Raw genomic sequence first — 24524 nt, 5'->3', positions numbered from 1 at the left:
CCCGTTCGATTGTTAGCAGAGGAATTCTTCCAAAATGTCAGCCATTTATTGGCGAGACACCCTGATTGCAGGGTTGTTTCTCGTCGCAACAGCCACGTCCGTGGCCGCGCAGGAGCAGGAGCTTCTGACGCTTGAAGACGCGCTGAGCCGCTCAGGTGTAACGGGCGAAGTCGATGCAATCTCCGCGAACCCGCGTATGGTGGGACCGCGCGCCGAAGCGGATGCCGCTCGCTCGCTCGTCAGGCAGGCGCGTCTCCGACCGAACCCCGAAGTTTCGCTCGAGGTCGAGAATATCGCCGGAAGCGGCGCTTTTTCCGGACTGCGGGCTACCGAATACACGCTTGCGGTGGGGCAGCGCCTTGAACTTGGCAACAAGCGGGGGGCCCGGGTCGAAGCTGCCCGGGCGCAAGCACAGCTTGCAAACCTTCGCGCCGACCTGTCCGATGTCGAACTCGGCTACCTCGTCCGCGAGCGATATGTCGCAGCGGCGGCCGCTGCATCGCGCGTGGAACTGGCCCGCGATGTGGTCGAACGGAACGAAGAGCTCGCCCGCATTGCAGGACTGCTGGTCGAAGTAGGCCGTGAGCCACCTTTGCGCGCCTTGCGTGCAGAGGCGGCCCTGGCAGAGGCGCGCGCCGAATTGCAAGCGTCTCAAGCGGCCAGTCTCGCGACGCGCACTGCTCTCGCTTCTCTCTGGGGCGTTCAGGACGTGCCCCCTGTAGTCCCGGCGGACTTTCCGGACATCCGGCCACCTGGAGCTGCACTGGCTGCGGCGAGCGGGCTCCAGTTGCGGGTGGCGCGCGCTGAAAGCAGGGCTGCTGCGGCAGATATCGATCGTGAGCGCAGCTTGCGCGTTCCCGATCCGGTCGTCTCCGCCGGTGTGCGCCGTTTCGAAGAAAGCAACGACAGCGCATTCCTTGTAGGCGTCTCGATCCCGCTTCCGTTCAGCAATCGCAATCAGGGCAATATCGCGGCTGCAGAAGCGAGGCTTCGAGCCGCAAATGCACGCGAGGCCGTGGCACTGGCGGATTTTGAACAATCAGTAACCCGGGCGCGGGCGCAGTATCTCGCTGCTGAGGCGCGCGTCGAAACGCTTTCCCGGACATCGCTGCCCCAGGCCGAAGAGGCGCTGCGGCTTGTCCGCATCGGCTACCGCAACGGCCGCTTTCCGTTGATCGAGGTGTTGAGCGCTGCCGAAGCGCGCGATGCAATTCGTGAAGCCTTGATCGCTGCCCAGCAGGACCGGGGGCAGGCTGCTGCCGAATTGATCCGGCTGGCCGCACAATGAGGAATATTCAAATGAACCGCAAGAAACTGGCGATCATCGCCGGAATCGTCATTCTCGCTGCAGCTTTGCTGCTGATGCTCTGGCCTGACAGTGAAGTCGAAACCGGTGGCGTCGAAGAAGCAGCCGACACAGAATTGCCAGAGGGCCTCGTTCTGATCGGCGAAGAACAGATTCGGGCTGCCGAAATTGTAATCGGTACTGTACGTTATGGTGCATCCGTCGACCTGGTATTTCCGGCCACGATAGCCGCTAGTCCGACCGCAAGTGCGCGTATCGATGCGCGCGCATCGGGTGTGGTACGCACTGTGGGCAAGACGCTTGGTGATTATGTCCGCCAGGGCGAGACCGTTGCACGGATTGAAAGCGCCGATGCTGCTGCGCTCGCCTCGCAGCTCAGTGCAGCTCGTGCTCGCGTGACCGAACTGTCGTCGGCATTTGATCGTGAACGTCGCCTTTTCGAAGCGAATGTAACTGCCCGGCAGGATCTCGAAGCTGCCCGTGCCAACCTCGATGTTGCCCGTTCCGAGCTTAACCGGGCCCAGGCCGCGGTCAGCGCTGCCGGGGTAAGCGGTGACGGTCGGTCGCTCGCCGTCACTAGTCCCCTATCCGGACGCGTCACGGCTGCGCCGATCGTACTCGGCTCCTTCGTCGATGCCGGCGAGGAACTGTATCAGATCGTCAATCCGAACGGTCTCCAGGTCGAAGTCGCACTACCTTCGGAAGATGCCTCGCGCATCCAGCCCGGCGATGAGGCAGCACTGATTGTTGGCGATGGTCGCGAGATCGGCGCGCGCGTACGCTCTGTCACGCCTTCGCTCGATCCTGAAAGCCGAAGCGCGACAGCTGTTCTCAGCATCTCGCGCGCTGTTCCAGGTCTTCAGCCTGGCTCGTTCCTTCAGGCTCGTATCCGCCCTTCGGGAGAAGTGGATCAGACCCTTATCGCGGTTCCTGAAGATGCAGTGCAGGCGTTCGAGGGACGCGACGTCGTGTTTGTCCGAACGCGTCGCGGCTTCCAGGCGCGCGCGGTAGAAACTGGCAGCCGTTCCGCTGGAATGGTGACGATCCTGTCCGGGCTTGAGCCGGGCCAGCAGATCGCAACTGCCAACGCCTTCCTGCTGAAAGCCGAGCTCGAAAAGGAGGGCGCAGAACATGGCCATTGATCAAACGTCGTCCCATTCGGACGAGGGTAGCCACCACCATGGCCTGATCGGGATGATTCTCGATGTTGCCGTGCGATTCCGCTGGGCGATTATCGTCCTCACCATTTTCGCGGCAATCTATGGCGCATTCAATCTGTTGCGCCTGCCGATCGACGCGGTGCCGGATATCACCAACACACAGGTGCAGATCAATACCAGCGCGGCTGCGCTTTCGCCTTCGCAGGTGGAGACGCAGGTGACCTTTCCAATCGAAACCGGGCTTGCCGGGATCGAGGGATTGGAGATGACCCGATCGATTTCGCGCAACGGCTTCAGCCAGGTCACCGCCATCTTCGAGGAAGGCACCGACATCTACTTCGCTCGCCAACAGGTGAACGAACGTCTCGCGCCGATCGGCGCCTCGCTGCCTGAAGGGGCGGAGCCGACCATGGGGCCAATTTCCACCGGGCTTGGCGAAGTGCTCATGTATACGATCGAATACGAGCATCCCGGCGGCAAGGGAGCGACCACAGGCGGCCAGACTGGCTGGCAAAGAGATGGCAGCTTCATAACCGAGCGCGGCGACCGGCTGGAAAGCGAGGTCGCCAAGGCTGCCTATCTGCGCACTGTGCAGGACTGGGTCGTGGCACCCCTCATGCGCTCGATCGACGGCGTGGCCGGGGTCGATTCCATCGGTGGATTCGAGAAGCAATTCCTCGTTCAGCCCGACCCGGCACGGCTTACAGGCTACGGCCTGTCTTTCGACTCCCTGATCAATGCGCTCGAGGCCGCCAATCTCGCGGCGGGCGCCAATTTCGTGGACCGGGCCGATGAAGCCCTGCTCGTTCGCGTCGATGCCCGACTGGGCGGAATCGCCGATATCGAGGAGGCTGTCGTCGCGACGCGCGAGGGTGTACCCATCCGCATCGGCGATGTAGCGAATGTCGAAATCGGGGGCGATCTGCGCACGGGGGCTGCTTCGCTGAATGGCGAGGAAGCGGTCGTCGGCACTGTGTTGATGCGCAGCGGAGAGAACAGCCGCACCGTATCGGCTCAGGCGGCAGACCGACTGGAAGAGGTGCGCGCATCGCTACCCGACGGCGTGGTGGCAGAAATTGTCTATAACCGCTCTTCGCTTGTCGATGCGACGATCGCCACGGTCGAAAAAAACCTAGTCGAGGGCGCCTTGCTGGTTATCGCGGTGCTGTTCCTCCTGCTCGGCAATATCCGGGCCGCCATCATCGCGGCCCTGGTCATCCCGATCTCGATGCTGATGGCGGCCATCGGCATGAACAGGCTGGGCGTCTCGGGCAATTTGATGAGCCTCGGCGCGCTCGACTTCGGCCTGATCGTCGATGGCGCGGTGATCATCGTCGAGAACAGTGTCGCGCGGCTTGCCGCGCGCCAGCATCGCGAAGGCCGGCTGCTCAGCCTGGGCGAACGCCTTACCGAGACGCGGCTTGCCGCGCAGGAGATGATCAAGCCGACGGTCTACGGACAGGCAATTATTTTGCTGGTCTATGCGCCGCTGCTCACCTTCACCGGGGTCGAGGGCAAGACGTTTTCGCCAATGGCGATTACGGTCATGCTAGCGCTGGCTTCGGCCTTTGTGCTGTCACTCACCTTCGTGCCCGCCATGATCGCGGTCCTGCTTAACAAGAAGCTGACCGAGAAGGAGGTGAAACCGATCCGTATGGCAAAGGGTCGCTACGGTCCCGCTATTCGCAAGACCATTGCGCGCCCTTGGCCGGTTATCGGTGCTGGTGCTGGCCTGTTTGCAGTCGCGGCAATAATGTTCGGCTTTCTTGGCAGTGAGTTCACTCCCCAGCTCGACGAGCGCGACATAGCGGTGCAATCGCTTCGGATTCCTTCGACCTCGCTTGAACGCTCGTTGGCGATGCAGCGGCGGGTCGAAGACAGGCTCGAGGAGTTTCCGCAGGTCGAGCTGGTCTTCTCGCGAACCGGTACGGCAGAGGTCGCCAGCGATCCCATGCCGCCCAACGCATCGGATGCCTATGTCATTCTGAAACCGCGTGAGGAGTGGCCAGACCCGGATTTGCCAAAGGATGAACTCGTTGGCGAGATGGAGAGTGCACTTGGCGGTCTTGTCGGGAACCTGTACGAGTTCAGTCAGCCTATCGAACTGCGTTTCAACGAACTGATCGCAGGCGTACGCGGCGATGTGGCGGTCAAACTGTACGGCGACGATCTCACCGCACTGACCGAAGCGGCGGGCGACGTTGCAGGCGTACTTCGCGCTGTCGAGGGTGCGGCCGATGTGAAGGTGCAGCAGGTGACGGGCTTTCCGACGCTCGACATCGCTTTCGATCGTCCCACCATCGCGCGGTACGGTCTCACGGTCGAGGACGTGGCGCAATCCGTTGCCATCGCGCTTGGCGGCCGACCGGCGGGCCTGGTGTTCGAAGGCGACCGCCGCTTCGATGTCGTCGTCCGCTTGGCAGACGCAACGCGCGACGATTTCGACCAGCTAGGAGCCCTGCCGATCGTCCTTGAAAACGGCGTCACGGTTCCGCTGCGAACGCTGGCCGATTTTGAGGTTGTTGATGGTCTCGCCGAAGTCCGGCGCGAACAGGGTCGCCGGCTCGTCATCGTTTCCGCCAACGTCCGCGAACGCGATCTCGGTTCCTTCGTCGAAGAAGCGCAGGAAGGTGTTTCGGCCCAGGTCGATCTGCCCCCTGCCTCCTTCATCGAGTGGGGCGGGCAGTATCAGAACCTGCAGGAAGCGCAGGCTCGGCTCGCGATCGTGGTGCCCATCTGCTTCGCCGTTGTCCTGCTCCTGCTGTACATGGCGCTTGGTGGATGGGTTCCGGCCCTGGCGGTGTTCAGCGCCATCCCGATGGCCTTGGCGGGCGGTGTGTTTGCTCTCGTGTTGAGAGGCATGCCCTTCTCGGTATCGGCGGCGGTTGGCTTCATTGCCCTGTCCGGTGTGGCTGTGCTCAACGGTCTCGTCATGATGACTGCAATCCGGCAGCGCCTTGAAAGCGGTATGCCGCTTGATGAGGCAATCGCCGATGGTGCGCTCGCGCGCCTGAGGCCGGTGTTGATGACCGCGCTGGTGGCCTCGCTCGGCTTTGTACCCATGGCTCTCGCAACCGGAACAGGGGCCGAAGTGCAGCGTCCTTTGGCTACGGTCGTCATTGGCGGTCTGATCACGGCGACCGCGCTCACGCTGTTCGTCCTACCCGCAATCGCGCGGCTTGTACTGCACCGTTCCGACGACGGGCGGAGCTGGCGCGAGAAGTGGTGGGACCGTCCGCGTCGCAATGTGACGAGCGATGAAGAGGCCGAGCTGAAGGACATCGCATGACCGATCGGGAAAGGAGAATACGGTGCTGGCACTGAAGGAAGAGAACGGACTGCTCTGGATACGCGCCGGAGGCAGGCTTGGGGATGAAGACTATGACCGCTTTGTTCCCCAATTCGAACGTATCGCAGAGCGCGAGGCCGGCACCGTCCCGATGGTAATCGAGCTCGCGCCTGACTTTTCGGGCTGGGACCTCGGAGGTCTCTGGCGCGATCTCAAGTTCGACGTCCGGCATAAGGACTGCTTCGGCCGGATCGCCATAATCGGCGACAGCAAATGGGAAGAGTGGGGCACGAAAATGTCATCCTCGCTCTTCCGCGCCGAAATGAAGTTCTTCCGGCCATCACAGCGTAGTCATGCGGAAAGCTGGGTACGAACCGGGGAGGACACAGCATGAGTGGCGGTCATGAGGTCGATGCCGGGTCGCCCGAAAAGCGCAAGACCCTGTGGGTTGTCCTGTGGCTTAACGTCGCCATCGCGATCGGCTTCTTCGCGGTCGGATATTTTGCCGATTCCAACGCGCTGTTGGCAAACGGCCTCGATAATTCATCGGATGCAATCGTTTATGCGCTCAGCCTGCTTGCGCTAACCCGCTCGCGGACCTGGAAACGCGGGGCCGCGCGTTTCTCCGGCATCATGCTGCTGGTCTTCTCCGCTGGGGTCATTTTCGATGCTTACCGACGGTTCGTGGAAGGTTCCGATCCGGGCGGCATGCTGATGATGGCGATGGCGTTCGTCGCGGGACTGGTGAATCTCTATTGCCTGCGCCTGTTGCAGAAGGTGGAGAACAAGGACGTCAATATGCGGGCGGCGACAACCTTCAGCTTCAACGACTTCATCTCCAATGGCGGGATCATCATCGCCGGCATCGTTGTGCTGATTACCGGTGCCAACTGGCCCGACCTAGTGGTCGGAATAGCGGTCGCCTGCATAGCGCTTTACGGCGGAGTGCAGATCCTGCGCGATACGCATATGGATGTGCACGACGAGGCGGGAACCGTCCACGGCGAGAAGAGGAATTGACGCTAATCGATACCTTGTTTGCCGCGCAGGACCTTTCGCGGGTCCTTGTCCTGGCGATGCTATCAGGCATCGGGGTCATGATTGGCGGCAAATTGGCAAAAGGCAGTTGGAGCTTCCTGCATCCGCTCCTGCCGGGCGGCGTTTCGGGTGCTTTTGCCGCCCTTGCCGTCTTGCTAACTCTTCCGCTGGGACAATCTCCTCTCACCCGCTGGACACTCACTGGTTTGATGCTGGCGGGCGGCCTGCTGCTTCTGATTTTCAACGAGCTTGGTCGATACGCAAAACTCAGACCGGATGATGACGGACCTGAGCGATGCTCCGATAGGCCAACCCTGGTACGTCGCATCTCGGTGTCGATGGCGTCCGATATCCTGCCTTACAGCGTTATCTTGGGTGCTGCCGCTGCTGCATCCGCGACGACAGCAATGGCGGTGTCTGCAGCGCTTGTTTTTGCGAACCTGGAAATAGGACGCCAGGCGATCGATGAATACCGATCCGCCCAAGTGAGCAGGATGGACCAGCTTGCGCTACTTGTCCTCTTTTCCCTGTTTTTCATCGGGATCGCTCTCTTGACCTTTTGGGCGCTGCACGGATTCACCGACAACGGGCGAGGTTGGCTAGCGGCTATTATCCCGGGCTTTCTTATAGTTGCATCGGCGCGCGCGCTGCTTCGCATGGGAACCGGATCGGTCGCCGCCAATCATATTACGCTCCTGGCATTCGTCGGAGGGTTCGCGCTGCTCGGCCTCGCGATCTCGGCGCTTGGAGAACTGTCGCGCGAACTCGATGTCTCGAACAGCACGTTCCAGCATTCCCCCGCGCAGTCCGTTACGACGACCAAGAGAACAGAAAAAGGAGGCAGGTAGTGGCACAATCGGGCGGTCATGCCGGGCACAGTCACGGCGAAGAAAGCATGAGCGACGGCCGCCTTGTATTGGCCGTCGCCCTCAACGTCCTGCTGACTGTCGCCCAGATCATCGGGGGGATATTGTCGGGTTCGCTCGCACTGATCGCCGATGCGCTGCACAATTTCAGCGACGCGGCATCGCTTGGACTGGCTCTGTTTGCGAGGCGGATCGGGCGCCGGCCAGCCGACAAGCTTATGACCTTCGGCTATGCTCGTGCGGAAGTCGTGGCGGCGCTCATCAATCTGACGACTTTGCTTATCATCGGTTTCTATCTGCTCGTCGAGGCGATCAACCGTTTCGCAGACCCTCAACCCGTTGAGGGGTGGACCGTAATCTGGGTCGCCGGGATAGCGCTGGTGATCGACGTGGTTACGGCGGTGATGGTTTACGCCAGCTCGAAGAACTCCCTCAACATGAAAGCCGCCTTTCTGCACAATGTGTCCGATGCGCTGGCGTCGGTCGGTGTGATCGTGGCTGGCGTACTCATTCTGCGATACGAACTTTATATTGCCGATCTGATCATCACTGTGGTCATTGCTGCCTATGTGATCTGGCAGGGCGTCACTTTGTTGCCTCGCACGGTGCGGCTCTTGATGGGTGCGGTGCCGGACGAAAGCGAGTTCGATCGCATTGTGAGCGACCTGCGTGACACAGAAGGCGTGGCCGACGTCCATCACGTCCATGTCTGGAGCATCAGTGAGCATTATCGCGCGCTTGAGGCGCATATCGTTCCTGCCGAATCTTCGTTGCAGGCTTTCGAGGATGTGAAGGCGCGGGCTCGCGGTATGCTCGAGACGCAGCACGCCATCGCCCATGCAACGTTCGAAGCCTGTCTCGCTGCAGACTGTGATCCCGACATGATCCCGGACCATCAGGTCGAGAAGAACCATCATCACGACCATGACCGCGACCATTGACAAGCGCGGCGATCGGGTCGGTCGCTGTGGGTAAGCTGCTTGGCAGCGCACGACATGAACCGCCCTGCAACCCGTAAAATGAGGACCAACGAATGAAAGCTTCCGATCTTATGGTCGCCGCGCTCGAGGCCGAGGGCGTCGAATATGTTTTCGCCGTTCCAGGCGAAGAGAACCTGGATCTCCTGGAATCGCTGCGAACTTCCGCCATCACGCTGGTTCTGGCCCGTCACGAACAGGGCGCTGGCTTCATGGCGGCGACCTATGGCCGCCTGACCGGCAAGGCAGGTGTGTGCCTGGCAACGCTCGGGCCTGGTGCCACGAACCTGACCACACCGGCGGCCTATGCCGCGCTCGGGGCCTTTCCGCTCGTCATTATTACTGGGCAGAAACCGATCAAGACATCGAAACAGGCCCAGTTCCAGATTGTCGACGTCGTTTCCCTGTTTACGCCGCTCTGCAAGGCTTCGACCCAGATCGTGAACGGCAATCGCATTCCCTCGCTCGTTCGCGAAGGTTTCCGTCTGGCGCAGGAAGAAAGGCCGGGCGCTGTACTGCTCGAGCTGCCGGAAGATATCGCTGAAGAGGAAACGATCGAACCGGTCATACCTCCGCATTACAGGCGTTATGCGGTCGCCGGAGATGCTGCGCTCGACGAAGCGGCCGAGCGCATCATCGCGGCTGAGCGGCCATTGCTCCTGATCGGTGCCGGAGCGAACCGCCGCCGCGCTTCGAAAGCGTTGCGCAAGTTCGTGTCTGATACCGGCTTTCCATTCTTCGACACCCAGATGGGCAAGGGCGTGGTCGATGAAGATAGCGAGCTCTATCTGGGCACCGCGGCGCTATCGTCGGGCGATTATGTTCACTGCGCAATCGAAAAGGCCGATCTGATCGTCAATATCGGTCACGACGTGGTGGAGAAGCCGCCCTTCTTCATGGAGCCGGGCGGGCAGACCGTCATCCATATCAATTACAAGGCAGCCGAAGTCGATCAGGTCTACTTCCCGCAGCTCGAGGTCATCGGCGACATCGCCGGATCGGTCGAGCGGCTGGGAAACCGTCTGGATGGCAAGCTGCAGTGCGATCGCAGCTATTACACTGTGCTGCACCACGAGATTGCTTCGCACATTTCCGAGACCAGCGACGACGAACGTTTTCCGATGGTCCCCCAGCGCGTGGTTGCCGACGTACGCAGCGTAATGGCGCGCGATGATATCGTTGCGCTCGACAACGGTATCTACAAGATCTGGTTCGCCAGAAACTACATTGCGAATGAACCGGGTACCATCCTTCTCGACAATGCATTGGCGACGATGGGCGCAGGCCTTCCATCGGCCATGATGGCGGCGATGCTGTCGCCGGGGCGCAGAGTGCTCGCGGTATGCGGCGATGGCGGGTTCATGATGAACTCGCAGGAGCTGGAAACGGCCGTCAGGCTGGGCCTGAACCTCGTCGTACTCGTCCTGAACGATGCGGCATACGGCATGATCCGCTGGAAGCAGGACCAGCTCGGCTTTCCGGACTACGGCCTAACCTTTTCCAATCCCGACTTCGTCACCTACGCACAAAGCTATGGAGCGACCGGTCACCGGGTCGAGCGGAGCGCAGATCTTGTGGCGGTCCTGAACGCCGCATTCGAGGCGGGCGGCGTGCACCTTGTCGATCTGCCCGTCGACTACTCCGAAAACAAGAAGGTGCTGATCGACGAACTCGGCGCAAAGGTGTGCGAGCTATGAAGACGATCGTTCACAATCCGTTCGACCGCGAGCCGGTTGCAGAAGTGCCGCTTGTCGACTGGCCTCAAATCGATGAATGGCTGAATGAAGCGCAGTTGCTCCACCGCGACCGCCATGGCTGGCTTGCCGTGCACGAGCGTGTCGCCATCCTCCGGCGGGCTGCGGATATCATGCGCGAACGAGCCGAGGATCTGGCTCTCCAGATCGTCAGGGAGGGCGGCAAACCGCTGGTCGATGCGCGCGTGGAAGCCGGTCGCGCGATCAACAGCGTCGACTTATGCGTTCAGGCGCTCAGCGATGGCGGCGGTCACGAGATCCCCATGGACCTGACAGAAGCGGGTGCGGGAAGGACGGCATATACCTTCCGCGAGCCGATCGGTCCTGTCGTGGCGATCTCGGCATTCAATCACCCGCTCAACCTGATCGTCCATCAGGTTGGACCGGCGGTAGCAGCCGGGTGCCCCGTTCTCATCAAGCCTGCGCTGGAAACGCCTCTGTCATGCCAGAGCTTTGTGAGCATTCTTCATGAAGCCGGCCTGCCCGAGGCCTGGTGCCGGTTCGCACCTTGCGGCAACGATATTGCCGAAAGAATGGTAACCGATCCGCGCACGGAGTTCTTCTCATTCATCGGTTCTGCGAAGATCGGCTGGATGCTTCGCTCGAAGCTGGCGCCGGGAACCCGCATTGCTCTCGAGCACGGCGGCGCGGCGCCGGTAATCGTGGACAGCGGCGTGGAGCGCGCAGCAGTGATCGCCTCGTTGCTCAAAGGCGGGTTCTATCATTCGGGTCAGGTCTGCGTTTCCGTGCAGCGCGTGTACGTCCCTGCTGCAGAATTGAAAGACTTCGCTCATGACCTAAGGCGAGCTGCCGAAAAGCTGGTAGTGGGCGATCCCGCCGATGCTGAGACCCAATGCGGACCCCTGATCCGAACGGAGGAAGTTGACCGCGTCGAACGCTGGGTCGATGAAGCCATCGCAGCAGGAGGCACCCTGGTGTGCGGGGGAAGCCGTCTGAGTGACACTCTTTTCTCCCCGACCGTCATTGTCGATCCTCCCGAAAGTGCCAAGATATCCCGGGAAGAAATCTTCGGCCCCGTGATCTGCGTGTATGGCTATGACGATATCGACCTGGCTATCGAGCAGGCCAATGCCCTGCCTTACGCCTTTCAGGCCGCTGTATTCAGCGATCGGCTGTCAATCGCCAATCATTGCATACAGTCTCTGGCGGGATCGGCTGTGATGGTGAACGACCATACGGCATTCCGCGTGGACTGGATGCCTTTTGCAGGGCTGCGCCGCTCCGGGCTTGGCGTCGGCGGGATCCCCTACACTATGGCGGATATGAGCATTGAAAAAATGGCCGTCTGGAACTGGCCTGCGGCGGCATCATAGCCCGTTCGACAGACCCGGGATGGCGACACGGGCAGCTTCGCACTCGTCGGCCTTTCCCGAAGTTAAGTCTCTTATGGGCGGCCGACAAAAGCCGTGCATTGGCGAGCCTGACCGAACTGGCGCACGAGGCGCGGACATCAAGGCTCGGCGGTACCCGCAAGTGCATCGATGATGCGGCAATCGCCTACAGTGTCTTGCTCGCAGGCAGCGATCATACGCCCAAGTTCCGTCCGCAACGCCTCCAGGCTCGCGATCTTGCGCTCGACCTCGCCGAGATGGCTTCTGGCCAGAGCGTCGATGCCCGCGCAGGACCGGTCGGCATCATCGGAGAGATCGAGCAATTCCCTGATGCGTGCCATGGAGAAGCCGAGATCACGCGCGCGCCGTATGAAGTTAAGGCGCGCTTCCTCTGCTGGTCCATAATCGCGATAATTGGCCCGCGTGCGTGGAGGGGCAGCGAGGATACCCTCACGCTCGTAGAAGCGGATTGTTTCGGATTTGACGCCGGTTATCCGGGCAAGTTGACCAATTCTCATGACAAAGGCTCCTGCCGCTTGACCTTGTAGTTACTACAAGGCGCATAGGGCGGATCGACGCAAGGAGTCGAGTAAATGGGAAAGACCTGCTGCGGCCCCGATGAGGCCGGTGCAAACAACAACGATCCGACATGGCGGCGCATTCTGTGGATCGCACTGGGCCTTAATGCAATCATGTTCGGCGTGGAGATCGTGGCAGGCATTGCTGCGGATTCGCGCGCCTTGCAGGCCGACGCGCTCGACTTTCTCGGTGATGCGGCAAACTATGCTATCAGTCTCGGTGTAGCGGGGATGGCGCTCGTCTGGCGCGCGCGTGCGGCTCTCGTAAAGGCGGCGACCATGCTGGCTTTCGGCCTGTGGGTGCTCGGCTCGGCCATCTGGGGTTTCTTTGTCGGGGCGTCGCCCGACCCGGGAACGATGGGCGCCATCGGTTCTCTTGCTCTGGCGGTAAATCTCGCCGTCGCCGCGATGCTGTTCCGGTATCGCTCGGGCGATGCGAACATGCGCTCGGTGTGGATCTGTTCGCGCAACGACGCGATCGGTAATATCGCCGTGCTGGCGGCAGCGATTGGCGTTTTCGGCACCGGCCGTGCGTGGCCCGATCTGGTTGTGGCGAGCATCATGGCAGGACTGGCGGTGTGGGGAAGTGCCGAAGTCTCCAAACAGGCCCGTGGCGAACTGCGCTCTACCTAAACTCCAGAATATCCCCGCGATCGGGGGTTGGAGGAAATACATTTCCGTCTACACCCTGCTATTGCGAATTAATTGCAACAGATATAGAGACCCCTCATGCATCGCATCGTCTCCGCCACCGTCCATCCGGCACTGCGGCTCATTCTGCTGGCGCTTGCGCTGTGTCTGTCCGTCACCGCGAACGCGGAAGAACCCGACGTGCGAACCACATGGCGTCTGCTCGATTATATCGCGGTCGACTACGCCTCCGCCGTTTCCGAGGGACGTGTTGCCGACGAATTCGAATATCGCGAAATGGTGGAGTTTTCCGATGTCGTGGCGCGGCAGATCGCTGCATTGCCGGATACTAAAGACAATCAAGCACTCATCCGCCGATCGGACCAGCTGCGAGCTCTGATCGCCAATAAGGAACCCGCCGAGCGAGTTGGGCGCTTAGCGCGCGCGCTGGCAGCCTCGTTGCTGACAGCCTACCCGGTTCCGCTTGCCCCTTCGCAAGCGCCCGACCTTGACCGCGCCCGCACTCTCTTCGCGCAGAACTGCGCCTCGTGTCACGGCGCCGCCGGAAGTGCGCCACCGGCCGCAATGCAGGCACTTGATCCCCCGCCGATCGACTTCACCGATATCGACCGGGCGCGGCAGCGCAGTGCGTTCGGGCTTTACCAGGTCATCACGCAAGGGCTGGAAGGAACGTCCATGGCCAGCTTCGCATCGCTGTCCGACGAGGATCGCTGGGCGCTTGCATTCCATGCCGGCAGCATTGCTTTTGAAGATGTGGCCAAGGGCGAGCGTATTTGGCGGGAAGATGATGGCATACGCCAGCTTGTCCCCGATCTCGAGACGCTCGCCGCGCTCACACCGGAAAGTCTGGCCGAGCAGATCGGTGAGGACCGTGCGCTCGCCGTCATGGCCTATCTTCGCGCCAATCCCGATGCGGTGGGACAGGCAAATGACGCAGGTTCGCTCGCCTTCGTTCGCGATACGCTCGATCGCAGCCTGTCAGCTTATCGGGCTGGCAACCGAGAGGAAGCGCGGCAGCTTGCCCTGTCTGCCTATCTCGACGGGTTTGAACCCCTGGAGGCCCTCCTGGCAACGCGCGATGGCGGTTTGATGCGGGAGGTAGAACAGGCGCTCGGGCAATTCCGGGCCGGAATAGAGTCCGGTGCGAATCCATCCGAACTACAGCAACTAAGGGCTCGCATCGATAGTCTGCTGGCAAGAGCCGAGGAAGCGTTGGCTCCTGAGGCGGCCAGCGAAATCTCGACCTTTCTCGGGGCGTTCACCATTCTCCTGCGCGAGGGGATCGAAGCAATTCTGGTTGTGATCGCCATGATCGCCTTTGTGAAAAAGTCGCAGCGCTCCGAGGTATTGCCCTATATCCATGGTGGGTGGATCGCTGCTCTTTTCGCAGGTGTCGCCACCTGGGTCGTAGCAACCTACTTCGTAAGCATCAGCGGGGCGAGCCGCGAGATGACCGAAGGGATCGGCGCGCTGCTTGCGGCTGTCATTCTCGTATCGGTCGGGATCTGGATGCACGGCAAATCCCAGGCCGAGGAGTGGCGGCGCTATATCCAGGAAAAAATGGGCAAGGCGCTTTCGCGCGGATCGGCATGGTTTCTCTTTGGTCTTGCATTCGTGGTCGTCTACCGGGAAGCGTTCGAGACTATTCTGTTCTACGCTGCCCTGTGGAACCCGCAGAGCAGCGGCATCATATTGGCAGGTGCCTTGTCCGCAGTCGCGCTGCTAGCGTTCATCGCATGGGTTATGCTGCGCTACAGCCGCAAACTGCCGATCACCCAGTTCTTCCGCTATAGTGCTATCCTGATTGCGATCCTTGCGGTCATTCTCGCGGGCAAGGGCGTGGGCGCTTTCCAGGAGGCCGGAGTTCTTTCCGCCACTTTCATTGCCGGCTTGCCGCGCCTCGCCGAACTCGGCTTCTTCCCGACTGTCGAGACGATCGGCGCGCAATTGCTCACGCTGCTCGCTCTGATTGCCGGATTTCGGATAAGTCGATCACCATCGGGACCGCAGCCGGCAGCTGTCGAGGGATAGGTGATCCCGGTTTGCGATCAGCGGGGTCCGGTGCCGAGACGGCGCGCGAGCCACAAGGAGGCTGTGGGAACCGCGACCCACATCGCGATCGGTATGAGACCGATTTTGGTTCCGGGCACCAGCGGCATGATTGCACTATAGGACCACCCCCAGTCGGCACCGACAGCCAGCACTTCGACCATGGCAGTAATGCCCAGGCCGATTCCCAGGAACACGACAAAACGCGAGATCGGCCAGTCTACGAGCCACGGCGTTTTACCACTGCCGACAGAGGCGCCGAGATAAGCGGCCACCATGATCCCGGCATCGCCGAACGAGGCCAGGCCGCAGCGACGTGCTGCCTCGGCAGGCGACAGACCTCCCGACTGGTAGAAAGGAAGCTGGAGCATCTCCCAGGCGAAAGCGATGAGAATTCCGAATATCGCGATCCAGAGGGCTGGATGAGCACCGCGCCATTCGCGCGATTCCTCAGAGATTTGGTCCTGATCCTGCATCGTCTGATTCGTCACTCCTGCGATCTCCGTCCCGTCCCCATCGCTCAGGTATCGAATTTGGGAAGAGCGAGGCCGCGCAGGCGCAGGGCGTTGCCGATCACCGATACCGAAGACAGGCTCATCGCTGCGGCCGCGATCATCGGGTTCAAAAGCAACCCGGTCCATGGATAGAGGACACCTGCTGCGACCGGTATGCCGAGCGCATTATACGCAAAGGCAAAGAACAGGTTCTGCCTGATGTTGCGCATAGTGGCCCGAGACAGGACGAGCGCCTGAACAACGCCGACGAGGTCGCCGCGCACCAATGTCACGCCCGCGCTTTCGATCGCGACATCGGTACCCGTTCCCATCGCGATGCCGACATGCGAAGCGGCAAGCGCGGGTGCGTCGTTTATGCCGTCGCCGGCCATAGCGACCCGGCGACCATCGCTCTTCAACTGCTCGATCTTGCGATGTTTGTCCTCGGGCGAGACGTTCGCTTCGACTTCGTCGATACCGACCTGGCTTGCTACCGCACGCGCGGTGGCTTCGCTGTCGCCGGTAAGCATCACGATCTTGATGCCGCGCTCATGCAACGCGGCAATAGCGGTGCGGCTGGTTGCCTTGATCGGATCGGCGACCGCGATAAGGCCTGCCGGTGCCCCGTCCACGGCCACGAACATCACCGTCTGTCCGAGGCTTCGGCCTTCGTCCGCCGTTGACCGCCAGCCTTCTTCGAGCGCCCCTATACGCTCCATCATCTTTTCATTCCCGATCGCGACCAGGCGCTTGTCGACATTTGCCTGGATACCTTCGCCGGTCACGGATTCGATATCGGAAGCGTCGAGAATGGCAGCGCCCCTGTTTTGAGCCCCTTCCACGATCGCGTGGGCGAGCGGATGCTCGCTTCCTCTCTCAACGGCAGCGACAAGGCTCAGCAATTCCTGCTCGTCGAAATTTGGCTGCGGTTTTACGTCGACAAGATCAGGCTTGCCCCGGGTCAGCGTTCCGGTCTTGTCGACGACCAGCGTATCGATCTTTTCCAGCGTTTCGAGCGCTTCGGCGTTCTTGATCAGGATCCCGTGCTGCGCGCCCTTGCCGGTACCGGTCATGATCGACATCGGCGTCGCCAGTCCGAGCGCGCAGGGACACGCGATGATCAGAACGGCGACCGCGTTGACGAGCGCGTAGGCAAGGGCCGGTGCCGGTCCCCAGATGGCCCAGACGACAAAACTCACGATAGCGACAAGGACGACGATGGGTACGAACCATCCGGTGACCTGGTCGGCGAGCCGCTGGATCGGTGCCCGGCTGCGCTGGGCCTCCGCGACCATCTGCACGATCTTCGAGAGCATGGTGTCCGCGCCGACCTGCGTCGCGCGCATGGTGAAGCTGCCGGTCTGGTTTACGGTGCCCCCGATCACGGGATCGCCCGCGCTTTTCTTGACGGGAATGGGTTCGCCACTGATCATGGATTCGTCGATGGCACTGCTTCCATCCTCGAGCGTGCCATCGACGGGGACCTTGTCGCCCGGACGCACGCGCAGCAGGTCCCCCGACGTCAATTCATCGAGCGGTACTTCGCGCTCGTCCCCGCGACCGAAGATCTTCATCGCGGTCGGGGGTGCGAGTTCGAGAAGCGCTCGCAAGGCGCTCGATGTCGATCCGCGCGCCTTGAGCTCGAGCACCTGCCCGAGCAGCACGAGGGTCGTGATAACCGCTGCGGCCTCGTAATAGACGCCGACCCGGCCCGCATGATCGCGGAATGCCTCGGGAAAGATGTCCGGGGCGAGGGTTGCCACAAGGCTGAACAGATAGGCGATGGCGACGCCGAAGCCGATCAGGGTGAACATGTTGAGGTTCATGGTCCGGACCGATTGCAGCGCGCGGGTGAAGAAGGGCCAGCCGCCCCAAAGCACCACCGGAGTTGCCAGCAGGAGCTGCAGCCACTGCGCGATAGCGGGTTCGATGACCTGATCGAACGGTCGCGACGGGATCATGTCGCCCATCGCATAGGCGAAGAGCGGCAGCGTGAAGAGCGCGCTCCACCAGAACCTTCGCCGCATGTCGACGAGTTCGGGATCGGGGCCCTCGTTCAGAGTGACCGTTTCGGGTTCGAGGGCCATCCCGCATATCGGGCAAGAGCCCGGCCCCGGCTGCCGGATCTCCGGATGCATCGGACAGGTGTATATGGTACCTTCCGGGACATCCTCGACAGCATCGAGGTGCGCCTTCGAAAGATACATCTCCGGATCCGCGCGGAACTTGTCGAGGCAGCGCGAGGAGCAGAAGTAATGGTCGCCACCCTCGTGTCGATCGACGAAGCGGGCGCCGTCCATCTTCACGCTCATTCCGCAAACGGGGTCGGTCGCCATACCCTCGATTGCATTGTGCCCATCGCTCATCTGTCGTTCTCCCCTAATTGGCCATCACCACGAACTGCCCCATCATGCCTGCGTCCTCGTGCTCGAGGATATGGCAGTGATACATGTAGGGAGTGTCGGGATCGGTATTTTCTTCGAACCGCAACAGCAGCCTGACCTGTTCACGCGGGTTGACGATTACGGTGTCCTTGAAGCCCGCCTCTTCCGCCCGCGGAGGCCGACCGTCCCGGTCGAGCAAGCGGAACTGCACGTTATGAATATGAAAGGGATGGGCCATCATCGATGCGTTGGCGATTTCCCATATTTCCCACTGACCCACCGGTACGCGCTGATTGATGACGTCCATGTCCATGGTTTCGCCGTTGATCGACATGCCCCGGCCCATCATGCCCATATCGAGCACGAAACGGCGGCTGCGAACGGCGAGTGAGGGGTCTGGCGCAGCAAGCGCGGCCAGAGTGGGCGGGAGCATTACTGGAGTTGACGCGCCTGAGGGGCGCATATCGAGGATCGAAAACGTGCGCCCCTGCCTCTCGCGATCGGCCCGGTTTCCCATCATTCCGCCGCCCATCATACCCCCGCCTTGCCCGCCCATCATGCCCATGGCGTTAGCAGGGCTGCTGGCAATCAGCCGGAGCGGGCGCCCTTCGGAAAGATCGACGATCACTTGTGCGCGTTCGCCTGGGGCAAGGGTAAGACTGCGAACCTCGCTTGGCGCGGCAAGCAGGCCGCCATCGCTTGCGATGAGTTGCATCGGACGATCACCTTCGAGCGAGAAGGTGTAGAACCGCGCATTCGATCCATTGAGAAGCCGCAGGCGCAGCGGACCGGCGGCGGCCTCGAAAACGGCATTGGCCGTTCCGTTCACATAGATGCGCTCACCCATCACCCCCATCATCCGCGAGTGCATATCGAGCGGGTAAACAAGGCGGCCCGCGCCGTCGATCACGCGATCCTGCACGACGAGCGGTATGTCATCTACACCGTACCGGCTCGGCAGATCGAGGCGATCCTCTTCCTCGTCGCGCACGTAGATCGGGGCAGCAAGTCCGGCATAGACCTGTGGTCCGGCCCGGCGATGCAGATGCGAATGATACCAGTATAACGAAGCGCGCTGGCGTATTTCGAAGGACGGGCTCCAGCGCTCACCGGGCCGTATGAGCTGGTGCGGCCCGCCATCCGCTGTGGCGGGAAGTTCGAAACCATGCCAGTGAACGGTCGCATCTTCGGCAAGCTTGTTGTCGATGTGAAAGCGAACCTGTTCGCCGCGGCGCATTTCGAGGGTCGGGCCGAGATAGGATGCGTCGATACCGATCGTCGGTGACGCCGTGCCGGGCACGAATTCTTTCTCGCCCGGTGTCAGGGACAGGCGAAAGACACGCTCGCCCCGTTCGATCGTTCCTGCCTGTAGCCGAGGTATGGCAAGAGGATTGCTTTCGCCTCCCTGATCGAGCGACATCCTGCTTTGCGTACCGCAACCCAGCAGCGGCAGCGCGGCGAAACCCGTCGCCGCGAGGCCGGCGCTCTTGATGAAGTCGCGGCGATCCTTAAAGTCGGGCCTGTCGATACCTGGCATATTCACCTGTTTTTGCGTGGGAGGCACCGGCGCAACCGAGCGCCTCCCACCCACCGTCCTATCGCGGCGTTACCGAGGTAACGACGCTGCCTTCGGTTCCAGTACGAAATTCAAAGGCTATTCCCTCACCGACACTGACCTGTTCGAGGATTTGCGCGTCGGCTTCGAAGGTCATGGTCATCGCGGGCCATCCGATACTTTCGACCGGACCATGCTCGATGGTCACCGTGCCCGCCTCGGAATCGATGGCTGTAACCGTTCCCTCCGCGCTGGCGCTCTGCTCGCCGCCGGTCTCCTCCGCCATCGGCATTTCGCCTGACATGGGCATGCTGTCCGAGTTCGCCATGTCGTCTGACATCATGGTCTCTGAGCTGTCGTCTGCAGCGTCGCAGGCTGCAAGCGCCAGCGGTGCCGCGAGCAGGATCATGTAGGTTGGGGTACGCACTCTTCTTCTCCTTGAGGGTTGGCCGGTTTTTCCGGACGGGGGCGCCGCAACAACAGATAGGCGGCGGGAAGCAGGAACATGGACAGGAGCGGGGCGGTGATCATGCCGCCAACCATCGGCGCGGCGATGCGGCTCATGACTTCCGAGCCCGCGCCGGTGCCGATCAGGATCGGAAAGAGACCCGCAAGGATGACTGCGACGGTCATCGCCTTGGGCCGCACGCGCAGGAGCGCGCCTTCCCGGATGGCCTCGTCTACTTCTTCGGCGCTCAGATCACCGCGTCGCCGCTCCAGTGCGGCTTTCAGGTAAATCAGCATCACTACGCCGAATTCGGCGGAGACGCCGGCAAGCGCGATGAAACCGACCGCAGTCGCCACCGACTGGTTGTAGCCCATCAGATAGAGCAACCAGTATCCGCCCGTCAGCGCGAAGGGCAGCGTGCCCATGATCAGCAAGGCTTCGTCCCAGCGCCGGAAAATGAGATAGAGCAGCAGGAAAATGATCGCAAGCGTCGCGGGAACCACGACCTTCAGTCGCTCATAGGCGCGCGTCAGATATTCGAACTGGCCCGCATAGGACAGGCTGACGCCGGCAGGAAGATCGACACCCGCGGCGACGACCTCCTGCAGATCGGCGACCACCGAAGTAAGATCGCGGCCCCGGACGTCGACGTAGATGTAGCTGGTCAGTCGGCCCTGTTCGCTCTTGAGCATGGGCGGACCGTCGCTGACGGCGATACGGGCGACAGTGCCAAGCGTGATCTGTTGGCCGGACGGCGTCAGAACCGGCAAGGCCCTGAGTTCCTCGACGCTGTCCCTGATTTCGCGGGGATAGCGCACATTGATCGGATAGCGCGCCAGCCCCTCGACCGTCCGTGCGACATTGGCACCGCCAACTGCACCAGAGACGATCTGCTGGATGTCGGCAATGTTGAGCCCGTATCGCGCGGCCGCCATCCGGTCGATATCGACATCGACATAGCGACCGCTCGACAGGCGCTCCGCCAGGGCGGAACTCACGCCAGGCACGGTCTTGGCGATACGCTCCACATCGAGTGCAACGCGTTCGAGTTGATCGAGATCGTCGCCTGAAACCTTGACCCCGATCGGGCTCTTGATCCCGGTCGCGAGCATGTCGATCCGGTTGCGGATCGGCGGCACCCAGACATTGGCGAGGCCCGGCACCTGAACGACCCGGTCAAGTTCCTCGACCAGCAGATCGGGCGTCATTCCCTCGCGCCACTCCTCGCGCGGCTTGAAGCGGATCGTCGTTTCGAACATCGTCAGGGGAGCCGGATCCGTCGCTGTATCGGCGCGCCCCGCCTTGCCGAACACCGTTTCCACCTCGGGGACCGACTTGATCAGGCGATCGGTGCGCTGCAGCAGCGCCGAAGCCTCGCCGGGGGAAAGGCCGGGCAGCGCGCTCGGCATATAAAGCAAATCGCCTTCATCGAGCGGCGGGAGGAACTCGCCGCCAAGCCGGGTGAAGGGGATCGCGGTGGTCAGGAAGATCAGCGCCGCGATCACCAGCGTTGCCTTTGGGCGCCGCATGACCCAGTCGAGCCCCGGACGATAGATTTTCGTCAGCCAGCGGTTGAGAAAATTGGAATCCTCCGAAGGGATCTTCCCACGGATCAGCCATCCCATCATTACCGGCACCAGCGTTACCGACAGAATGGCCGCGGCCGCCATGGCATAGGTCTTGGTGAAAGCGAGCGGAGCGAACAACCGCCCTTCCTGCGCCTGCAGGGTGAAGACCGGTAGGAACGACAGCGTAATGATCAGCAGACTGAAGAACAACGCCGGTCCCACTTCCTTCGATGCATCGGCGATGATCCGCCAGCGTTCCTTCACCGCGAGCGCGGTATCGGGATTCTCGTGTTCCCATCGCTCGAGATGCTTGTGCGCGTTCTCAATCATGACGACGGCGGCATCGACCATCGCACCGACCGCGATGGCTATTCCACCCAGCGACATGATGTTGGCATTAACGCCCTGGATGCGCATCACGATGAAGGCCGCGAGCACGCCCAAAGGCAGGGTGATGATGGCGACAAGTGCCGAACGCGCGTGCCAGAGGAACAGCGCGCATACGAGCGCCACGACGATAAACTCTTCGATGAGCTTCGTGGTGAGGTTCTCTATAGACGCATCGATGAGCTGAGAGCGATCGTAGGTCGTGACGATCTCGACGCCTTCGGGAAGGCTTGCCTGCAAGTCGTCGAGTTTGAGTTCCACGGCTTGGATCGCGCTTCGCGCATCCGCGCCCTGCCGCAGAACGATGATGCCCCCGGCAACCTCGCCTTCGCCATTGAGCTCGGCGATGCCACGGCGCAGCTCGGGGCCTACCTGGATTGTCGCTACGTCGCCAAGCGTGACCGGAATGCCGCCGCTCGCAGTGCGTAGTGGAATCTGCCGAAAATCCTCGAGGTCGCCGAGATAGCCCGAGGCGCGGACCATATATTCGGCTTCGCCCATCTCGACGATCGAGCCGCCCGCTTCCTGGTTGGCGGCCTGGATTGCGCTCACGATCTCGGCGTGAGTCACGCCGAGCGATGCCATCCGGTAAGGTTCCAGCACGACCTGGTATTGCTTGACCATTCCGCCGACGCTGGCGACCTCGGCAATGCCGGGAATCGTCTTGAGCTCGTAGCGCAGGAACCAGTCCTGCAGGCTGCGCAGTCCGGCAAGGTCGTGCCCGCCGGTCCGGTCGACGAGCGCATATTCGTAGATCCACCCCACACCGGTTGCATCGGGCCCAAGCGTGCTCGTGACGCCATCGGGCAGGCGGTTCTGCACCTGGTTGAGATATTCGAGCACACGCGATCGCGCCCAGTAGAGGTCGGTACCGTCCTCGAAGATGATATAGACATAGCTGTCGCCGAACATCGAGTAGCCGCGGACGGTTTTCGCCCCCGGCACCGAAAGCATGGTCGTTGCCAGGGGGTAGGTGACTTGGTCCTCGACGATCCGGGGGGCCTGCCCCGGATAGTTTGACCGGACCACAACCTGCACATCGGACAGATCGGGCAACGCGTCGACCGGCGTCGTGCGCACCGCCCAGAAACCGGCCAGCGTTACCGCGACGGCGGCGAGAACGATAAACAGGCGGTTGGCGATCGAGGCATCAATTATCCGAGCAATCATTGTCCGGCCCTCGTGATAGACTCGATCCGGGGGCCGGCATCCTGCTGGGTGAAGGTGAAGCGCACCCTGTCGCCCGTCTCGAGCCCGCGCATTTGCGCCGCGCTCTTCGTGCGGAAGGTCATGGTCATCGCGGGCCAATCGAGCCGGGGCACAGGACCATGCCGCAGCGTCACCGAACCATTGGCGATCGACTGGATCGTGCCGGTGGCACCGAAGGTCGCTGGTTCGTCCTCGCCGCCGGTGGAAGCGTCATCTGCCTGATCGACCGGACGGACGTCGAGTCCGGTAAGGCTTGCTTCGGAATCGAGCAGGAACTGACCCGATGTCACGACCTGTTCGCCGGCCGACAGACCGGCCAGAACCTCGGTCCTGCCACCCGCTTCGCGGCCGATCCGGACCTCGGCGGGCATGAAACCGCCCTCGTCCTGCTTCACCATCACGATGGTTCGACGTCCGGTCCTGATAACGGCTTCGGACGGCACCAGCAGCGCGCGGCGTGTGTCCGGGGTCAGCGAGACCTGTGCGAACATGCCCGGCTTGAGGCGACCGGATGCATTGGGCAGTTGCGCACGAACGGTGATCGTACGGCTTGCATCCTCCGCGCTCGGCAGGATAGCGACAATGGGTCCGGAGAAGCGTTCCTCGGGGAATGCGGTCAGCGTCGCGCTGACAGGTTGCCCGACGCGTACATTCGCCGCCTGCGTTTCAGGCACCGCGGCTTCGAGCCAGATCGGTGAGAAACCGGTTATCTCGGCGAGCGTCTGTCCGGCCATGACTGTCATCCCCGGTCGCACGCCGAGCGATGTGATAGCACCTCCAATCGGCGCGGTAACGGTTATCGTGGACTGCGGACGTCCACTGCGCCCTACCGATGAGATCAGGCCTGGAGGCATGCCCAAAAGGCGCATGCGTTCGCGCATGGCCTGCGCAAGTTCTTGATCACCGCTATTCAGGACAGCCAGATACTCCTGCTGCGCTCCGCCCCATTCGGGAACCAAAATATCCGCGAGCGGAGCGCCCCGTCCAACGACATCGTCGGGCGCGCGGCCATAGGTTCTTTGTACATAGCCTCCGGCACGTGGCTGGACGATCGCGACGTCGCGTTCGTTGTAGGCCAGAACGCCGGTGACGGTTACTTCCGGCTCGAGAACACCGTACTCGGCTTCGGCGGTGCGGATGCCGAAATTCTGCACCAGGCCGGGATCGATCCTGACACCTGCGGTTGCCTCCTCGCCCGCGCACTTTGGCACCAGCTGCATATCCATGAAGGGCGACTTGCCCGGCTCGTCGAAGTGCTGCCCCGGTACCATCGGGTCGTACCAGTAAAGGACCTCCTCGCATTCGGTCGCACTGCCGCCCGCGTCGCCTGCACCACCCTGGCCTTCACCGAGCTGCGAGAGACCATAGCCGGCGGCAAGACTAATGAGCGCGATTGTGCCTGCCATCGTCCAGGATTTCTGGCGCGGCGACAGCCTGTGCCACGCGGCTCCCATTGTGG

General features: G+C 61.8%; 18 protein-coding genes. 11 read left to right on the top strand and 7 right to left on the bottom strand.

What is annotated here, in order from left to right:
- Nucleotides 1-34: 34 nt before the first annotated feature.
- The 9 genes from VO57_001790 to VO57_001750 all read left to right on the top strand — a co-directional run bounded on the left by VO57_001790 (nucleotide 35) and on the right by VO57_001750 (nucleotide 11724).
- Nucleotides 35-1288 (top strand): TolC family protein, encoded by a 1254-nt coding sequence (locus VO57_001790; protein ID XBL70092.1) that lies wholly within the window; start codon nucleotides 35-37, stop codon nucleotides 1286-1288.
- An 11-nt stretch (nucleotides 1289-1299) separates the two neighbouring features.
- Nucleotides 1300-2448 carry an efflux RND transporter periplasmic adaptor subunit gene (locus tag VO57_001785; GenBank protein XBL70091.1) on the top strand — a complete coding sequence of 383 codons (1149 nt, stop codon included), beginning with the start codon at nucleotides 1300-1302 and terminating at the stop codon, nucleotides 2446-2448.
- A 43-nt stretch (nucleotides 2449-2491) separates the two neighbouring features.
- Nucleotides 2492-5755: a CusA/CzcA family heavy metal efflux RND transporter gene (locus VO57_001780; GenBank protein ID XBL71378.1), complete on the top strand. Its 3264-nt coding sequence runs from the start codon at nucleotides 2492-2494 to the stop codon at nucleotides 5753-5755.
- A 22-nt stretch (nucleotides 5756-5777) separates the two neighbouring features.
- Nucleotides 5778-6149 carry an STAS/SEC14 domain-containing protein gene (locus VO57_001775; GenBank protein XBL70090.1) on the top strand — a complete coding sequence of 124 codons (372 nt, stop codon included), beginning with the start codon at nucleotides 5778-5780 and terminating at the stop codon, nucleotides 6147-6149.
- Nucleotides 6146-6775 carry a cation transporter gene (locus tag VO57_001770; protein XBL70089.1) on the top strand — a complete coding sequence of 210 codons (630 nt, stop codon included), beginning with the start codon at nucleotides 6146-6148 and terminating at the stop codon, nucleotides 6773-6775. The genes VO57_001775 and VO57_001770 overlap by 4 nt, the downstream gene beginning before the upstream one ends.
- The gene (locus VO57_001765; GenBank protein XBL70088.1) at nucleotides 6772-7641 is read left to right on the top strand and encodes a hypothetical protein; all 870 of its coding nucleotides are present in this window, start codon (nucleotides 6772-6774) and stop codon (nucleotides 7639-7641) included. The genes VO57_001770 and VO57_001765 overlap by 4 nt, the downstream gene beginning before the upstream one ends.
- Nucleotides 7641-8600, top strand: a complete 960-nt coding sequence (locus VO57_001760) for a cation diffusion facilitator family transporter (GenBank protein ID XBL70087.1) — start codon at nucleotides 7641-7643, stop codon at nucleotides 8598-8600. The genes VO57_001765 and VO57_001760 overlap by 1 nt, the downstream gene beginning before the upstream one ends.
- A gap of 92 nt (nucleotides 8601-8692) precedes the next feature.
- Complete coding sequence (locus VO57_001755) at nucleotides 8693-10333, top strand: acetolactate synthase large subunit (protein ID XBL70086.1); 1641 nt, start codon at nucleotides 8693-8695, stop codon at nucleotides 10331-10333.
- The gene (locus VO57_001750) at nucleotides 10330-11724 is read left to right on the top strand and encodes an aldehyde dehydrogenase family protein (GenBank protein ID XBL70085.1); all 1395 of its coding nucleotides are present in this window, start codon (nucleotides 10330-10332) and stop codon (nucleotides 11722-11724) included. The genes VO57_001755 and VO57_001750 overlap by 4 nt, the downstream gene beginning before the upstream one ends.
- Before the next feature lie 137 nt (nucleotides 11725-11861).
- On the opposite strand, the gene VO57_001745 is transcribed toward VO57_001750, so the two are convergent.
- The gene (locus tag VO57_001745) at nucleotides 11862-12260 is read right to left on the bottom strand and encodes a helix-turn-helix domain-containing protein (GenBank protein XBL70084.1); all 399 of its coding nucleotides are present in this window, start codon (nucleotides 12258-12260) and stop codon (nucleotides 11862-11864) included.
- A gap of 75 nt (nucleotides 12261-12335) precedes the next feature.
- On the opposite strand from VO57_001745, the gene VO57_001740 reads away from it, so the two are divergent.
- Both VO57_001740 and VO57_001735 read left to right on the top strand, forming a co-directional pair.
- The gene (locus VO57_001740) at nucleotides 12336-12953 is read left to right on the top strand and encodes a cation transporter (protein ID XBL70083.1); all 618 of its coding nucleotides are present in this window, start codon (nucleotides 12336-12338) and stop codon (nucleotides 12951-12953) included.
- Nucleotides 12954-13049: 96 nt separating this feature from the next.
- Nucleotides 13050-15002: a cytochrome c/FTR1 family iron permease gene (locus VO57_001735; protein ID XBL70082.1), complete on the top strand. Its 1953-nt coding sequence runs from the start codon at nucleotides 13050-13052 to the stop codon at nucleotides 15000-15002.
- A gap of 17 nt (nucleotides 15003-15019) precedes the next feature.
- Here VO57_001735 and VO57_001730 read toward each other — a convergent pair whose 3' ends face one another.
- Genes VO57_001730 through VO57_001705 form a run of 6 tightly spaced genes read right to left on the bottom strand, consistent with a single transcriptional unit; the run spans nucleotide 15020 to nucleotide 24519 of the window.
- Entirely contained in the window at nucleotides 15020-15511 is a 492-nt protein-coding gene (locus VO57_001730) for a hypothetical protein (protein ID XBL70081.1), read from the bottom strand.
- Nucleotides 15512-15540: 29 nt separating this feature from the next.
- Entirely contained in the window at nucleotides 15541-17880 is a 2340-nt protein-coding gene (locus VO57_001725; protein XBL70080.1) for a heavy metal translocating P-type ATPase, read from the bottom strand.
- A gap of 13 nt (nucleotides 17881-17893) precedes the next feature.
- Complete coding sequence (locus VO57_001720) at nucleotides 17894-19435, bottom strand: multicopper oxidase domain-containing protein (GenBank protein XBL70079.1); 1542 nt, start codon at nucleotides 19433-19435, stop codon at nucleotides 17894-17896.
- Nucleotides 19436-19493: 58 nt separating this feature from the next.
- Nucleotides 19494-19880, bottom strand: coding sequence for a copper-binding protein (locus VO57_001715; protein ID XBL70078.1), 387 nt, complete (start codon nucleotides 19878-19880; stop codon nucleotides 19494-19496).
- Nucleotides 19859-23026 (bottom strand): efflux RND transporter permease subunit, encoded by a 3168-nt coding sequence (locus VO57_001710; protein XBL71377.1) that lies wholly within the window; start codon nucleotides 23024-23026, stop codon nucleotides 19859-19861. Before VO57_001710 ends, VO57_001715 begins: the two co-directional genes overlap by 22 nt.
- Nucleotides 23023-24519: an efflux RND transporter periplasmic adaptor subunit gene (locus tag VO57_001705; GenBank protein ID XBL71376.1), complete on the bottom strand. Its 1497-nt coding sequence runs from the start codon at nucleotides 24517-24519 to the stop codon at nucleotides 23023-23025. Before VO57_001705 ends, VO57_001710 begins: the two co-directional genes overlap by 4 nt.
- Nucleotides 24520-24524 lie beyond the last annotated feature (5 nt).

The organism is Citromicrobium bathyomarinum (assembly GCA_001306305.2).
In the GTDB taxonomy this organism is placed as follows: Bacteria; Pseudomonadota; Alphaproteobacteria; order Sphingomonadales; family Sphingomonadaceae; genus Alteriqipengyuania; species Alteriqipengyuania bathyomarina.
This window is presented reverse-complemented; position numbering and strand designations above follow the sequence as displayed.

Bases quoted from the DNA above. Each gene is read 5' to 3' on its own strand.
- VO57_001785 (XBL70091.1), top strand. From the start codon at position 1,300: ATGAACCGCAAGAAACTGGCGATCATCGCCGGAATCGTCATTCTCGCT.
- VO57_001750 (XBL70085.1), top strand. From the start codon at position 10,330: ATGAAGACGATCGTTCACAATCCGTTCGACCGCGAGCCGGTTGCAGAA.
- VO57_001705 (XBL71376.1), bottom strand. From the start codon at position 24,519: ATGGGAGCCGCGTGGCACAGGCTGTCGCCGCGCCAGAAATCCTGGACG.
- VO57_001745 (XBL70084.1), bottom strand. From the start codon at position 12,260: ATGAGAATTGGTCAACTTGCCCGGATAACCGGCGTCAAATCCGAAACA.
- VO57_001710 (XBL71377.1), bottom strand. From the start codon at position 23,026: ATGATTGCTCGGATAATTGATGCCTCGATCGCCAACCGCCTGTTTATC.
- VO57_001755 (XBL70086.1), top strand. From the start codon at position 8,693: ATGAAAGCTTCCGATCTTATGGTCGCCGCGCTCGAGGCCGAGGGCGTC.
- VO57_001720 (XBL70079.1), bottom strand. From the start codon at position 19,435: ATGCCAGGTATCGACAGGCCCGACTTTAAGGATCGCCGCGACTTCATC.
- VO57_001735 (XBL70082.1), top strand. From the start codon at position 13,050: ATGCATCGCATCGTCTCCGCCACCGTCCATCCGGCACTGCGGCTCATT.
- VO57_001770 (XBL70089.1), top strand. From the start codon at position 6,146: ATGAGTGGCGGTCATGAGGTCGATGCCGGGTCGCCCGAAAAGCGCAAG.
- VO57_001725 (XBL70080.1), bottom strand. From the start codon at position 17,880: ATGAGCGATGGGCACAATGCAATCGAGGGTATGGCGACCGACCCCGTT.
- VO57_001790 (XBL70092.1), top strand. From the start codon at position 35: ATGTCAGCCATTTATTGGCGAGACACCCTGATTGCAGGGTTGTTTCTC.
- VO57_001740 (XBL70083.1), top strand. From the start codon at position 12,336: ATGGGAAAGACCTGCTGCGGCCCCGATGAGGCCGGTGCAAACAACAAC.